This window comes from Achromobacter piechaudii NBRC 102461 (genome assembly GCF_001571245.1).
GTDB lineage: Bacteria > Pseudomonadota > Gammaproteobacteria > Burkholderiales > Burkholderiaceae_B > Achromobacter > Achromobacter piechaudii.
The window spans coordinates 378,302-392,862 of the sequence record NZ_BCTK01000006.1 but is presented as its reverse complement, the minus strand read 5'-3'; the positions used below and the strand labels follow the sequence as shown (position 1 = coordinate 392,862).

Below are 14,561 nucleotides of genomic sequence, written 5' to 3'. Positions count from 1 at the left end.
TCGGCGTTCCGCCTACGCTACTGTCACTGTCCATGCGCGCGTCCCGACTGCTGCTTGTCCTGCTTGTGGCCACCTCCGTGGCCGCCCCTCTGCCCGTGCCGGGCTGGGCCGCCGCGTTGAGAGGCGAATCGGGGGCTGCGGTCTTGTCCGACGAACAATACGGCCCCGACCCCGCCCAGCTTGCCGACGTGTATCTGCCCGCCGCCGCGCCGCCGCAAGGCGGGCCGGCCCCGATACTGCTCGTCGTGCACGGCGGCTCCTGGAAAGGCGGCGACAAGGCCACGTCCGACGTCGTGCAGGACAAGCTGGCCTACTGGCTGCCCCAGGGCTACGTCGTGATCTCGGTCAACACGCGCGTGTTGCCGCAAGCCCGCCCGGCCGAGCAGGCCGAAGACCTGGGCCTGGCCGTCGCGTGGATCCACCAGCAGGCCGCCCGCTGGCGTGCCGATCCGGACAAGCTGGTCGTCATGGGTCATTCCTCAGGCGGCCACCTTGTGACGCTGTTGGCCGCGGATGCCGCGATGCGGCAACGCACGGGCGCGCCGCTCTGGCGGGCCAGCATCATCCTGGATGGCGCGGGCTTCGACCTGCTGGACGTCATGCCACGCCAGCACGCGCCGTTCTACGACGAAGCCTTCGGCGCGAACCCCGCCGAATGGGGCCAGGCATCGCCCGCCGCTCAGTTGAGCGGAACACAACCGCCCACGCTGTTCGTCTGTTCGACCTTGCGGCCCGATCCCTGCCGACGGGCGCAGCGCTACGCCGACATGCTGAAAGCTCGCGGCGGCCAGGCCGAGCTGTTCGGACTGGCCCGCAACCACGCGCAGGTCAACAGCGACGTGGGGGCCGATAACGACGCTACCCGGGCGATCGATGCCTTCATCACGGCAAGGATCGGGCGATAGGCGGTACGCAGTAGGCATCTGGCGTCGCGCGCAGGTCCTACGCGTTGGCGTTTGCGTCAGACCTCGGTCGCCGGCGTCTGGCGCCAAGCGCAGGCAGCAGTCGATAAGCGACGCGCGGCAAGCAATCGCCGACAGACGCGGCGTCCATCGCTCGCGTTCGTGACACAATCGTGCCCGCCCTTGCCCCCCGCCCTCACCGCCCTCGCCTTTCCATGACCTTGTTTCCGCTGCATCGCCTGACCCCGCTGATCCTGGCCGCGGCCTGCCTGTTCGCCCCGGCCGTCGTCCACGCGGAACCCGCGCCGGATCACACCGCAGCGCCCACCGCGCCGCCCCCCGGCATGCCCCAATACGGCAGCGGCCCCTACGGGCGATTCCTGACGCTGACGCTGCTGAACAACCGCGACGCAGCGCCCGCCCCCAACACGCCCTATCGCCTGTTCCTGACGGGCAAGGGCGACTCCATCCAGGGCACGCCCAGCCAGGACGGCATCTTGCACGGTGTCACGGACGAACTGGGCCGCACCGCCTGGGTCTGGACCGAACAGCCGCACCCGCCCGAGGACTTCACCCTGATCCGCCGCATCGGCGACGGCGCGTGGGGCCACTTCTTCCAACTCAATTCCAGCAACGACAAAACGCCTGTGCCCGCCTGGCCGTACATCATGACCATGCCTCAACGCTGGGGCGAACAATGGGTGGACCTGGGCTACACCACGCAGCAGGGCGCCACCGCGTATTTCAGCCACGACGTGCCGGCGGCATCGCTTTCGCTGTCGATCGACGCCGACGTCGTTTACGACCGGTCCTGCTTTGACGAGCTGGACGCCATCACCCGCCGCTTCGCCCAGGACGACGTCGACGGCGCCCATGCGCTGATAAGCGCCATGCATTGCGCCGCCACCCCGCAGCAGCAACTGGACCTGGCGCAGTTGCTGCTGATGGTCGGCCGGCCCGACGACGCGCGCCACTGGCTGATGCGCGCGCGCGAATGGCGCTTTCCGGAATCGCTCAAGCCGGTCGACACCTCGGTGCTGCGCGACCGGCTGGACGTCGAACGGCTCCTGGGCATGCCCGAGCTGGCGCTGGCCGACGCGCAGACGCTGCAACAGCGCCAATCCAAACCCGGCCGCGCCTGGCAGCAAGGCGACACCGATTGGGCCAACGACATCGCCTATTACCTGGCGGACTTTCCCGACTACCTGCCGCAAGCCGAAGCCCAGGCGCGCCGGTCGATCCGCGTGTCGGGTCCCAACGCGTTCAACCAGGGCACGCTGGGCTGGATCCTCAGCCTGCGAGGCGATACCGACGAAGCCCTGCGCCTGTTGCAGCTGTCGTACCGCGACCTGTCGCGCAACGAAGAGCTGGTGGCGGACTACGGTTTGGCGCTCTGGCGCCATGGCCGCCCGGAACAGGCGGTGCGTTTGTGGGACGAGGCCCAGACGCAATGCGTGTGGGGCCGACGCCTGCACGACGCCATGCTTGAAGTGCAATACGCGCATCCTTATTTCCAGCCGGTGGAGTCCGACGCGGTCAAAGCGTATCGGCAGCGTTGCGACGCGCCCCGGACCAAGCGCAAGCGCTGGCAGGCGGCCGCCGCCCTATAATTCTTTACGCCTGTTCCGAGCGCGCCGTGACGCACATACGCTGCGGATCCGCACAAGCCTGCTCGGGGGCAGCCGCAGGAGACCGTCATGAAATCGCGATTGATTGTTTTGCTTTCCACGCTTGCCCTGGCCGGCCTGGTAAGCGCTTGCACCTACAGCCCGGGCGGCCCGCCCCACCCCGGCGCCGTCAATCCCTACAGCAGCGGCGGCTTCCACGACGCAGGCCCCAACTACCCCGACACGGGGCGCTGACGCTTCCCTCCAGAACCCGCCTGCCCCCTTGCGCATCGGCCATCGCCGGTGCGCAAAACGCGTGTCGGCATTGCGCATTGGCCTCGGCTGGTGCGCGAAACGCATAACAGCTTTGTGCGCCGGGTGCATCCCGCCGCCAGCCGGAAATCCTAGACTACCTGCACATCACAGGAGTCAAGGAGAAGGCTTTGCAGCCGCTGTTATCAAACGTGAAAGTGCTGGACCTGAGCCGCATTCTTGCCGGCCCCTGGGCCAGCCAGATCCTGGCCGATCTAGGCGCGGACGTCATCAAGGTCGAGCGGCCGGGCCAGGGCGATGACACCCGCTCCTGGGGTCCGCCGTTCCTCAAAGACGAAGCCGGCCAGGACACCACCGACGGCGCGTATTTCATCGCCACCAACCGAGGCAAGCGGTCCATCACGCTGGACTTGCAAACGGCTGAAGGCCAGGCGCTGGTCAAGGAGCTTTGCCGCGACGCCGACGTGGTGCTGGAGAACTACAAGGTCGGCACCCTGGCGCGCCTGGGGCTGGACTACGACTCGCTGTCCAAGATCAACCCGCGCCTGGTGTATTGCTCGGTCACCGGCTTCGGCCAGACCGGCCCGCGCGCCGCCGAACCCGCCTACGACTTCCTGATCCAGGCTATGGGCGGGTTGATGAGCGTGACGGGCGAACGCGACGACCGCCCGGGCGGCGGTCCGCAAAAAGTGGGCGTGCCCATTGTGGACCTGACCACCGGTGTCTACGCCGCGTTGGGCATCGTCGCCGCGTTGCTGCGGCGCTCGCAGACGGGCCAGGGCGAATACATCGACGTCGCCATGCTGGACGTGCAGGTCGGCCTGCTGGCCAACCAGGCCATGAACTTCCTGCTGGGCAACCGCGTGCCGCGCCGCACCGGCACCGCGCATCCCAACATCCAGCCGCAACGCACCTTCGCGTGCGCCGATGGCGACATCGTCATCGTTGTCGGCAACGACGCGCAATTCGCCGCCCTGTGCCGCCTGCTGGGCAAGCCGGAACTGGCGGAAGACCCGCGCTTTGTCAGCAACAGCCAGCGCGTCACGCACCAGGCCACGCTGGACCCGATCCTGGACGCCATCTTCATCACACAGCCGCGCGCGCACTGGCTGGCGGCGTTAAAGAGCGCGGGCGTGCCGGCCGGTTCCATCAATACCGTGCCCGAAGTCTTTGACGACCCGCAGGTCGCGCACCGCGCCATGCTGCGCCACCTGCCGCATCCCACCGCCAAGAGCGTGCCGCAGGTGATGAACCCTCTGCGCTTTGCCACAGCGGATCTGCGCGCCGACCGCGCGCCGCCACTGCTGGGCCAGCACACCGCCGATGTGCTTGCAGAGCTGGGCAAGAGCGCAGAGCAGATCGACGATCTGCGCCAACGCAAGATCATTTAAAAAAAAGACGGAGACAGGAAATGACAATGCCCGAAAACCTGGCCGGCCCCTACACCGCGCTGGATGTCACGGTGAACGACGGCGTGGCCGTCATCCTGCTGGCCAACCCGCCGGTGAACGCGCTGTCCACCGACATGATGAACGAGCTGTCGTGGGTGCTGGACCGCATCTCGGAAACGCCCGAGGTGCGCGCCGTGGTGCTGTCCGGCCAAGGCAAGATATTCTGCGCCGGCGCCGACCTAAAGAATCGCGCCGCCACCATCAAGGGCCCGGGCGACCTGCCGCAACACTCGCGCCGCACCCGTGAGTGCTTTCACGCGATCCGCGAATGCGCGAAGCCCGTGATCGGCGCGATCAACGGCGCGGCGCTGGGCGCGGGCCTGGCCATCGTGGCCTCGTGCGACATCCTGCTGGCCGCGTCCACGGCGGTGGTGGGCCTGCCGGAAATCAACGTCGGCCTGCTGGGCGGCGGGCGCCATGGGATGCGCCTCTTCGGCCATTCCCGCTTGCGCCGCATGATGCTGACGGGCCTGCGCGTGGACGGCGACGAGCTGTACCGGCTGGGCATCGTCGAGGCTTCCGTTCCGGCCGAGGCCTTGATGGACCGCGCGCTGGAACTGGCGCACGAGCTGGCGTCCAAAAGCCCGCTGGCGACCGTGCTGGCCAAGCAGACGTTGAACGCCATCGAAGACATGAGCCTGCGCGATGGCTACCGCTACGAGCAGGACATGACCGCCGCCATCGGCAAGACCGAAGACGCCCAGGAAGCGCGCCGCGCCTTTCTGGAAAAGCGCGCACCCGTGTTCCAGGGCAAATAAGGAGCGGACCGATGAGCCGTGCATTGGAAGGCGTGAAGGTGCTGGACTTGAGCCGCGTTTTCTCGGGGCCGTGGGCCGCGCAGATGCTGGCCGATTTTGGCGCCGACGTCATCAAGGTGGAACGCCCAGGCCGGGGCGACGACGTGCGGCACCAGGGCTATCCGATGCCTGACCGGCACGGCGAACCCAGCCGGCAAACCTCATCATTCGTCGCGATGAACCGGGGCAAGAAGTCCCTGACGATCGACATCTCGCGGCCCGAGGGCCAGGCGCTGGTCCGGCAACTGGCCGCGCGCGCCGACATCGTGATCGAGAACTTCAAGGCGGGTGACCTGCGCCGCTACGGCCTGGATTACGAAGCCCTGTCCGCCGTCAATCCCCGGCTGGTGTATTGCTCGATCACGGGCTTCGGCCAGTCCGGCCCGTACAGCCACCTGCCCGGCTACGACCCCATCTTCCAATCCATGAGCGGCCTGATGAGCGTCACCGGCGTGCCCGACGGCGAGCCCGGCGCGGGGCCGGTGAAGGCGGGCTACTCGGTCTCCGACCTGACCGCCGGCTTCTATGCGGTGGCGGCCATTCTGGCGGCCTTGCGCCATCGCGACCAGCTATCGGGCGTGGGCCAACATATCGACCTGGCGCTGCTGGACGCGCAGATTGCGGCGATGTCGCACATCGGCATGAACTACCTGGCCAACGGCCAGGTGCCGGCGCGCATGGGGTCGGCCTCGCAGATCACCGCGCCGTTCCGGGCCTTTGCGTGCCGCGATGGCCACCTGATGGTGGCGGTTGGCAACGACACGCAGTTTCGCGCCTTCTGCACCGAGATCGGCCTGCCCGCCCTGGCCGACGACGCGCGCTTTGCCAGCAACCCAAAGCGGGCCGCCGCGCAAGCCGAACTATCGCGGCTCATCGAACCGGCGATGCTCGCGCGCACCGTGCGCGAATGGAACGACTCGCTGGCCGCCGTCAACGTGCCCTGCGGCCCGATCTACACCATGGATCAGGTGTTCGAAGACCCGCAGGTCAAGCATCGCAAGGTGCTGGGCAGCATCGCGCATCCCGAGCTGGGCGACATGCCCGTCATCAACAACCCCATTCATTTTTCGCGCACGCCGATTGCGCCCGGCCTGCCGCCGCCTCAATTGGGCGAACACACCGCCGCCGTGTTGCGAGCGGAACTTGGCCTGTCCGACGAGGACATCGCGCGCCTGCAAGCCGAGGGTATCGTATGAGCGCCGTGGACCTGGACCTGATCGAAGCCATACGCGACAGCGCGCGCGATCTGCTTTCCCGCCGCGACCAGCGCCAGCGCAAGCGCGCGGCAGGCGGCGTGGACCGCGCCTATTGGCGCGAGCTGGCCGAGGCCGGCTGGCTGGGCATGAGCGTGCCGGAATCGCTGGGCGGACTCGGCCTGGGCTGGCACGCGCTGGCGGCCGTGATCGAAGAAGCGGGACGCGCACAACTGCCCGAGCCGCTGGTGGGCGCAGGCGTGCTGGGCGCGACGCTGCTCGCGAACCTCCAGCCCTTGTCCGGCTCTCCGCTACGCGACACGCTGCTGCAAACGCTGTGCGATGGCACGCGCATGATCGGGTTGGCCTGGCAGGAAACGGAAGGCCAGCTGGAAGCGGGCGAGGCGGCCGGCGTCTTCGGCGTCAGCGTCACGGCGCGCGAAGGCGCGTATGTGCTCAATGGCGAAAAGCGCCATGTGATCGGCGGCGACGACGTAGATGGCTGGCTGGTCACGGCGGATGGCGAACACGGCACGCTGCTGTTCTACCTGGAGGCCGGCACGCCCGGCGTCACCGTGCAGCCGCATGCGCGCGCCGACGGCACGCCGGCCTGCCACCTGAGCATCGAAGCGGCCATCGTGCCCGCCGCCGCGCTGCTGGCGTCGGACGGCGTGCTGGATGCCGTGGATGAGGCGCTGGACTACGGCCGCCTGATGCAGTCGGCCGAGATGATCGGCGGGGCGCGGCAGGTGCTGGCCGACACGGTCGCCTACCTGAACACCCGCCAGCAATTCGGCAAGCCCTTGGCTTCGTTCCAGGCCTTGCAGCATCGCCTGGTCGACGCCGCCATGCAGGTCGAGCTGGCGGCAAGCAGCTTGCAGGATGCGCTCAACACATTGGCCGAGACGACGCACGCGCAGTCCGCGCATCAAACCACGACGCGCAAGGTGCTTGCCAGCCGCGTCAAGGCGCGCGCGGCGCGCGCGGGCCTTGACGCAACGCGGCTGGCGATCCAGCTGCACGGCGCCATCGGCTACACCGAGGAATGCGACGTCAGCCTGTACTTTCGCAGCGCCTTGCACCTGGCCGCGTGGCTGGGCAATGCCGCCGCGCACCGCCAACGCTACGGCGCGCTGGCCGACGCGCCATCGCCCCCGATGGATGACGGGCACGACGCGCCGTCGCCCTCAGCGGAACCGTTTCCCCGCGATGCAGACTGGAACGATATGCCCGAAGCGGAATTTCGCGCCCTGCTGCGCCGCTTCTTCCGCGCGCACTACCCCGCGCACTTGCGGCACGTGCCCTGGCGGCTGCATTGGGACGAGATCAAGCCTTGGTACTACACGCTGTCTCGCCAGGGCTGGATTGCGCCGTCGTGGCCGCGCGAGCACGGCGGCATGGCCTTGTCGCCGGCGCGGCAGATCGCCTTCATCGAAGAGGCCGAGCAATACGGCGTGGCGCGCGCGCCGGACCAGGGCCTGGTCATGCTGGGTCCCATCCTGATCCGCTACGGCACCGAGGCGCAGCGCGCGCGCTTCCTGCCGGGCATCCTGTCCGGCGAGGCGGTGTGGGCTCAAGGCTATTCCGAACCGAACGCGGGCTCGGACCTGGCGGCGTTGCGATGCGAAGCCGTGATCGACGGCGACGACCTTGTCGTGACCGGCCAAAAGACATGGTCCACGCTGGCGCAGGACGCCACGCACATGTTCATGCTGGTGCGCACCGACAAGACGGTGAAAAAGCAGGCGGGCATCAGCTTTCTGCTGGTTGACCTTGCCAGCCCCGGCGTCAGCCGTCGGCCCATCCGCACGCTGTCGGGCCACGAGGAATTCTGCGAGGTGTTCTTCGATCAGGTGCGCGTGCCGCGCGGGAATGTCGTGGGCGAACTCAACGCCGGCTGGACGATCGCCAAGGCGCTGCTGGGTTTCGAACGCCTGTTCTCGGGCAGCCCCAAGCACGCCAACCACGCGTTGCAACAGATCTTCAACATCGCCCGGCAACGCGGCCTGCTGGCCGATCCGGCCTTCACCGACCGGCTGGCCGAACTGCGGCTGGACAGCGCCGACCTGACCGCCATGTACCGCGTCTTCGCCGATATGGCGCGCGCCGAACGGCCCTTGCCGCCCGCATTGTCGCTGTTGAAGATCTGGGCCACCGAAACCCATGAACGGCTGGGCGCGCTGCTGATCCAGATCGCCGAGGAATACGGCGGCGTGCAGATGCGGCTGGGCTATGGCGATGGCGGCGTGCAGGCGCTGGCGCCCTTCGTCAACGCGCTGGCCGCGACCATCTTCAGCGGCACCAACGAGATCCAACGCAACATCTACGCCAAACAGGTCCTGGGCCTGGACGGCGCATAACAACATCGCGCCCGCTCGACCGGGCGCCATCAGGAGAGAGACGATGAAAAAAGCATCCGCCTTGACGGTGGCCGCGGCATTGCTGGCGGCAACGCTGGCGCCCATGGCGCAGGCCGCGCAGCCCTGGCCCAACCAGCCGATCCGCCTGATCGTGCCGTATCCGCCCGGCGGCTCGGTCGACAACCTGGCGCGCCTGCTCGCGCCCGCGCTGGGCAAGCGGCTGGGCCAGACCATCGTCATCGAGAACAAGGCCGGCGCCAGCGGCACCATCGGCGTGGACGCCACCGTGCGCGCCGCGCCCGATGGCAACACGTTCGGATTTGGCGTGCCGGGCGCCATCACGGGCCTGCCTCACGTCATGAAGGTGCCTTACGACGTCAGCAGCATCCAGTACGTGTCGCTGGTCGCGCGCGTGCCGCAAGTGGTCATGGTCAACCCGTCGCTGCCGGACACCACGCTGGCCGCCTTCGTCGCCAGCGCCAAGCAGCATCCGGGCAAGTACAACTACGGGTCCGCCGGCAACGTCACGACGCCGCATCTGGGCGGCGAACTGCTGAAGCAGCAGACCGGCATCGACATCATGCACGTGCCGTACAAGGGCGCGGCCCCCGCCGTGACGGCCCTGCTGTCCAACGAGGTGCAGATGTTCCCGGGCGACGCGTCGGCGGCGCTGGGCTTCATCAAGGCGGGCAAGCTGCGCGCGCTGGCGGTGGCCAGCCCGGAACGCTTCGAGGGCCTGCCCGACGTGCCGACTACCCGCGAAGCAGGCTTTCCCGGCGTCATCGTCGAATCGAACTACGGCATCATTGCCCCGACCGGTACGCCCAAGGAGATCGTGGACAAGATGGCCGAGGCCATCGCTCAGTCGCTGGCCGAACCCGAACTGCGTCAAAAGATGATCGACCAGGGCGCCATTCCGGCCGCGACCACGCCCGACCAGTACCGCAGCCTGATGGAGAGCGAATCGAAGAAATGGGGCGAGGTGATCCGGCGCGGCAAGCTGGGCCTGGAATGACCCGTTGCCGCGCGCTTTGCCGTACGCTTATGCCGTTCCTTTTGCCTGCGACCCTGCCCCGCCACCATGCCCATCGCCAAAGCCACCGGGTTAAGCCTGGACCTGACCGCCGACCTGAACAAATGGAGGGCGTTCCTGGCGATTGCGGAGCTGGGCAGCATCACGCGCGCCGCGCTCCATCTGGACCAGGATCAATCCGTACTCAGCCGCCGCATCAACGCACTGGAACGCGAGTGCAATGCGCGGCTGTTCAACCGCACCGGGCGCGGCGTGAATCTGTCCGAGGTCGGCGAACGCCTGTTCCCGCTGGTGCAGACGCTGCTGGCCGATGCCGAGCGGCTGGAACTGGAGCTTAACGGTCAGGCGCGCGAACCAGCCGGCGAGGTCACGCTGGGGCTGTTGCCGTCCACCGCGCACCCGCTCATCCGCCGCCTGTTTTCGCGGCTGCGCAAACACTATCCCAAAGTTCATCTGAAGATACTGGAGGGCTCCAGCGGCCAGATCGAAGAGTGGCTGACCGACAGCCGCGTGGACATCGCCATCCTGTACCGATACGGCGACAAGTGCCCGCCCGGCGAACAGGCGCTGGCCTATGTGGATTCCTACCTGGTGGGTGCGGCGGGCGATGCGCGCACCGCGTCGGGCGAGGTCACGTTCGATCAGCTCAATGGCCTGCCCTTCATCCTGCCGGGCGCGCCGAACGGCTTGCGCAATGCGCTGGACGGGTTGGCGCGGGCGCGCAAGATCACCATCGCGCCGCTGATCGAAGCGGACTCGCTGCCTTTGATGAAGTCCATCGTCGAGCACGAAAACATGTACACCGTGCTGCCGCTGCACGCCGTCTGGCAGGAAGTGCAGGAAGGCCGGCTGAGTATCGCGGCACTGCGCGACCCGACCATGGGCCGCATCATCTCGATGGCGTTTTCGCGGTCCAAGGGGCCGGGGCGCACCGTGATGGAAGTCGCGGCGCAGATCGAAGCGCTGGTGCGGGAAATCGGCGGCGAAGGCGTGTGGCACGCTAGCCCTTGATGGCTGGCGCGCGCCCCCTAGTCGAAGCCGTACAAGCGTGCCGGGTTGTCCACCCAGACCTTCTTGCGCAGGCTATCGTTGCCCAGCCATTCATACGCCACATCCACCAAGGCGTCCGCCGACGGCGCGGCTGCGCCCATGCGCACGAAGGGCCAATCCGATCCCCACAACACCTGATCGGGGTTGGCGGTGGTGAACGCGTCGTGGATGAAGCGGGCATTGTCGTAGCCGGGCGCCGCGCCCACGCGGCACAGCGTGAGCTTCATCCAGATGCGGCCGTCGGCCAGCAGGCCGCGCATTAGTTGGAAGGCCGGATCCTGCTCACCGCGCGCCGGCACGAGGCTGCCCAGATGGTCGATGACGATAGGCAGATCCAGCGCGGCCAGCGCGGGCAGGTGCTGCACGTAGGCATCGCAAGGCGCCCACAGCTGCGCATGCAGGCCGAACTGCTTCATGCGCGGCGCCAGTGCGGCGATCTGGCCAAAGCCCACGCTGCCCGGGAACAGATTGCCCGCGGGGTCGCGCGCCTCAAGAAAGCGCAGGCCGCGCACCCCGCCGTCCACCAGCGCCTGCAACTGCGCATCGGTGACGGACGGATCGGCCACGGCGATGCCGCGCAAGCGCTCGCCGCCATGCGCCAAGGCGTCCAGCAAGGCGGCCGGGTTCACGCCGTAAGGCGCGGGCTGCACCAGCACGCCACGCGCCGCGCCCAAGGTGTCCAGCATTTGCAGATAACGCGGCGCGGGTGCATCGGGCGCGGCGTAGGACGAAGGATGCTGCAAGGGAAACTGATCGTACGGACCGAACACGTGGCAATGCGCGTCGCAAGCCAGCGCGGGCAGCGCGTGCCGGGGAGGCACGGGCATGCGGGGCATTTCAATCGTCATGACGCCTCCTTGGCAGGCAGCGCGGCCAGCACGCTCAGGGCCGGCACGCCGGCTTGTCGGGGCGTGTCCAAGGGCGCGGGCGCGTCATCGGGCATCGGAATCTCGTGTGCATTCAAGGTCATGGAAACCATGGTGTAGTAGCCGATCACCGCCGTCAGCTCGACCACGCCGACCGCCTGCCAACGCGTCACCGCCTCGGCATACAGCACGGGATCGACCTGGCCGGTCTCCTGCAACTGGCGCGCAAATTCGTAGACGACTTCGTCATCGCGCGTGTCGAACGTCGGCGTCTCGCGCGCCTGGATCTTGTCCAACACGGCTTGAGCAATACCGGCCGCAAACGCCGCCTGCGCGTGGATGTGCCATTCGATCTGGCTGTTCCAGCGGCGCGCCGTCACCACGATGGCCAGCTCGCTGACGCGCGGCGGCAGGCTGGTGCCAAAGCGCAGCAACGCGCCCAGCGCCTGCCAGCGTTCGGCCAGCTCTGGGCTGTGCAGCGCCGCGCGCAAGGGGCCGACGAGACGGCCGCGCGGGCCGGAGACGATCTTCTCGTACACGCGTTTCTGGTCGTCGGTCATGCTGTCGGGGCTGGGCAGCGGGATACGGCTCATCATCATCCTCGGTTCGGGTCGGCGCAACGCCAGGGTGCGGGCGCCAGGGTCTAAGGGAGCAAGGCGGCGATCAGGGCGACTCATCGGGCAGGCTGCGCGCCACCGACGGACGTTCTGAAAAGCCCTGGTGCCACGCCGCCAGACGGGGATGTCCGCCGCGCCAGTCGATATCGGGAAAACGATAGTCCATGTAGGACAGCGCGCATCCAATGGATATCACGCCCAGATCGAAAGGCGTTGCTTCCAGTGCCGGGGCCTCGGCCTCCAGCGCGGCCAGCACGGCGCGCACTTTCAGCGCGAACGCGTCCAGCCAGGCAGCCGTCTGCTTGTCCACAGGTTTGTTGCGTTCCTGCCGGTACAGCAGCAAGGCGTCCAGAAAGCCATCGCCCAGCGCCTGCCGCCGTTCGGCTACGAGGCGCGCGGTTGCGGCGGCGGGCATCAGCCGGCCACCCGTCAAGCCGTCCAGATAGGCGCAGATGACGCGCGAGTCGTACAGGGCCGTGCCATCGTCCAGCATCAGCGTGGGCAGTTTGATGAGCGGGTTGTCTGCCACCAGGTCCAGGTTGGGCTTGTCCATCGCAACCGGCGTGCGCACGCATTGCACCTGATCTTCGATACCGCCCTCGTACAGCACGATCATCACCTTGCGGACAAAGGGCGATCGGGGCGACCAATGCAGCTTCATCGTAAATCTCCTTTGCGCGCTGCCACGCGCATCAATGTCCTTGCGCCGGCCGCACGGACGGGTCGTTTGCCGCACTCGGCGCCAGCATCTGAAAGAGGTTGCTGGTGTGCGCGTACCAGCCCGCGCCGTGCATGCGGCCCAGCAGGCCCAGCGCGGGCGTATCCACATGAAAGCGTTCGCGGTTCAGCAGCGCATCGTCGCGCAGGTACATGCCCACCACGCGCGCCAGCACGATCACGCGATGCGGCGCGGCCTCGATGACCTGCCACACCTTGCATTCCAGCGCCGCCGGGCTTTGCGCGATGCGCGGCGGCGCAACCAGCAGCGACGCTTGCGTCGTCAGCCCGGCGCGCGCCAGCTCGTTGACGCTGGCGTCGTAGTCCAGGCTGGTGTGATTCATGGCGTCGGCCAATTCCGCCGATACCACATTGATGACGAATTCGCCCGTGTCCAGGATGTTGCGCGACGAATCCTTCCACTGACCGCCGCGCGGGCCGATGCCCAGCGCGACAATGGGCGGGTCGCTGCTGACGACGTTGAAGAACGAGAACGGCGCGGCGTTCAGCACGCCCTGCGCCGACTGGCTGACCACCCAAGCGATCGGCCGGGGCACGACGACGCTGGACAAGAGCTTGAACGCGTCGGCGGATGCCAGCTGGCTGAAATCAAAGTTCATGTGGGCATCGCCTTGCGAGAAACGTGATGGGCGTGGGTCATTTTGCCAGCAGCCCCAGCGAACCCAACAGCCGCTGCATGTCGGCGCGATCCCGCCGCACGTAGGCGTCGGCCTCGGCGGGCGTCAGCGACATCAGCTCGATGGCCTGCTCTTGCATGACGCGGCGATAGTCGGGGTCGTCGTTGACGGCCCGAACCGCGTTGCTCAATCGCTGCACGACGTCGGGCGGCGTGCCGGCTGGCGCGGCCAGGCTGTACCAGGTGGCCGCCTGCGCGCCCGCCACGCCCGCCTCGGCCAGGGTGGGCACGTCCGGCAACAGCGCCGAGCGCTTGTCGGCCGCGTAGGCCAGCGCAATCAGGCGGCCCTGGCGTATGAACGGCAGGCTGGCCGACAGGTTCAGCATGGCAAGATCGATCTGCCCGCCTACCACGTCGTTGATGGCGGGCGATGCGCCGGCGTAAGGAATATGGTTGAGCTGAACGTGCGCGACCTGCTGGAACAGTTCAGCGCCCAGATGCGTCGCGCCGCCCACGCCCGCCGAACCGTAACTGAGCTTGCCCGGTTCGGCCTGGGCACGCGCCAGCAGTTCCGCCACCGTGCGGATGCCGCGCGCCGGATTGACCACCAGCATGATGGGCTGCACCGCGACCACCGAGCAAAAGGCGAATCCGTCCACGCCGTCATAAGTCGTCTTCTGCATCAGCGGCGTGACGACGTGGCCAGCGGACGTGCCCAGCAGCAAGGTGTAGCCATCCGGCTTGGCGCGAGCCACAAAACCCGTGCCGATCGACGCCCCACCGCCCGGCTTGTTTTCGACGACGACAGGCTGGCCCAGGCGCTTTTCCAGCGCGCGGCCCAGGCTGCGCGCAACCACGTCGGCCGGGCCGCCTGCCGCGTAGGGGTTGATCAGCGTCAGCGGCCGGTCGGGGTACGACGCTGCCTGGGCCGCGGGCATCATCAGCGCGGTGACTGCGGTGGCAGCGCAAAGGATGGCGGCGCGTAGCGGGGCGCAAGCCTGGACCAGCCGGAATGGAATCGTCAATGTCATGCAGTTCCCCTTGTCGGCGATCAGCGT

14 protein-coding genes are annotated in these 14,561 nt (G+C 67.9%); 9 read left to right on the top strand and 5 right to left on the bottom strand.

Annotation, left to right across the window (positions count from 1 at the left end; translation table 11 throughout):
* Window positions 1–32: 32 nt before the first annotated feature.
* The 9 genes from API01S_RS13925 to API01S_RS13890 all read left to right on the top strand — a co-directional run bounded on the left by API01S_RS13925 (window position 33) and on the right by API01S_RS13890 (window position 10,627).
* Complete coding sequence (locus tag API01S_RS13925) at window positions 33–905, top strand: alpha/beta hydrolase (RefSeq protein WP_254598448.1); 873 nt, start codon at window positions 33–35, stop codon at window positions 903–905.
* Window positions 906–1,117: 212 nt separating this feature from the next.
* A complete protein-coding gene (locus API01S_RS13920) occupies window positions 1,118–2,512 on the top strand; it encodes a tetratricopeptide repeat protein (RefSeq protein WP_061304869.1) in 1,395 nt (464 codons plus the stop codon).
* Window positions 2,513–2,599: 87 nt separating this feature from the next.
* Window positions 2,600–2,764 carry a hypothetical protein gene (locus API01S_RS29330; protein ID WP_006221783.1) on the top strand — a complete coding sequence of 55 codons (165 nt, stop codon included), beginning with the start codon at window positions 2,600–2,602 and terminating at the stop codon, window positions 2,762–2,764.
* A gap of 188 nt (window positions 2,765–2,952) precedes the next feature.
* Window positions 2,953–4,173: a CaiB/BaiF CoA transferase family protein gene (locus API01S_RS13915; protein ID WP_061304867.1), complete on the top strand. Its 1,221-nt coding sequence runs from the start codon at window positions 2,953–2,955 to the stop codon at window positions 4,171–4,173.
* 20 nt (window positions 4,174–4,193) lie between these two features.
* Window positions 4,194–4,991: an enoyl-CoA hydratase/isomerase family protein gene (locus tag API01S_RS13910; protein WP_006221785.1), complete on the top strand. Its 798-nt coding sequence runs from the start codon at window positions 4,194–4,196 to the stop codon at window positions 4,989–4,991.
* An 11-nt stretch (window positions 4,992–5,002) separates the two neighbouring features.
* Window positions 5,003–6,226, top strand: coding sequence for a CaiB/BaiF CoA transferase family protein (locus API01S_RS13905; protein WP_061304864.1), 1,224 nt, complete (start codon window positions 5,003–5,005; stop codon window positions 6,224–6,226).
* Window positions 6,223–8,583, top strand: coding sequence for an acyl-CoA dehydrogenase (locus tag API01S_RS13900; RefSeq protein WP_084802426.1), 2,361 nt, complete (start codon window positions 6,223–6,225; stop codon window positions 8,581–8,583). The genes API01S_RS13905 and API01S_RS13900 overlap by 4 nt, the downstream gene beginning before the upstream one ends.
* A gap of 43 nt (window positions 8,584–8,626) precedes the next feature.
* Window positions 8,627–9,598, top strand: a complete 972-nt coding sequence (locus tag API01S_RS13895; protein ID WP_050729590.1) for a Bug family tripartite tricarboxylate transporter substrate binding protein — start codon at window positions 8,627–8,629, stop codon at window positions 9,596–9,598.
* Between the two features lie 66 nt (window positions 9,599–9,664).
* Window positions 9,665–10,627, top strand: a complete 963-nt coding sequence (locus API01S_RS13890) for a LysR family transcriptional regulator (protein ID WP_061304862.1) — start codon at window positions 9,665–9,667, stop codon at window positions 10,625–10,627.
* A 17-nt stretch (window positions 10,628–10,644) separates the two neighbouring features.
* Here API01S_RS13890 and API01S_RS13885 read toward each other — a convergent pair whose 3' ends face one another.
* From API01S_RS13885 to API01S_RS13865, 5 genes are all read right to left on the bottom strand, one after another.
* The gene (locus API01S_RS13885) at window positions 10,645–11,514 is read right to left on the bottom strand and encodes an amidohydrolase family protein (RefSeq protein WP_061304860.1); all 870 of its coding nucleotides are present in this window, start codon (window positions 11,512–11,514) and stop codon (window positions 10,645–10,647) included.
* Complete coding sequence (locus tag API01S_RS13880; protein WP_061305569.1) at window positions 11,511–12,125, bottom strand: carboxymuconolactone decarboxylase family protein; 615 nt, start codon at window positions 12,123–12,125, stop codon at window positions 11,511–11,513. The genes API01S_RS13885 and API01S_RS13880 overlap by 4 nt, the downstream gene beginning before the upstream one ends.
* 70 nt (window positions 12,126–12,195) lie before the next feature.
* Window positions 12,196–12,810 (bottom strand): glutathione S-transferase family protein, encoded by a 615-nt coding sequence (locus API01S_RS13875; protein WP_061304858.1) that lies wholly within the window; start codon window positions 12,808–12,810, stop codon window positions 12,196–12,198.
* 31 nt (window positions 12,811–12,841) lie between these two features.
* Window positions 12,842–13,486 (bottom strand): flavin reductase family protein, encoded by a 645-nt coding sequence (locus API01S_RS13870; protein WP_050729594.1) that lies wholly within the window; start codon window positions 13,484–13,486, stop codon window positions 12,842–12,844.
* A 37-nt stretch (window positions 13,487–13,523) separates the two neighbouring features.
* A complete protein-coding gene (locus API01S_RS13865; protein ID WP_061304856.1) occupies window positions 13,524–14,534 on the bottom strand; it encodes a Bug family tripartite tricarboxylate transporter substrate binding protein in 1,011 nt (336 codons plus the stop codon).
* Window positions 14,535–14,561: the final 27 nt, after the last annotated feature.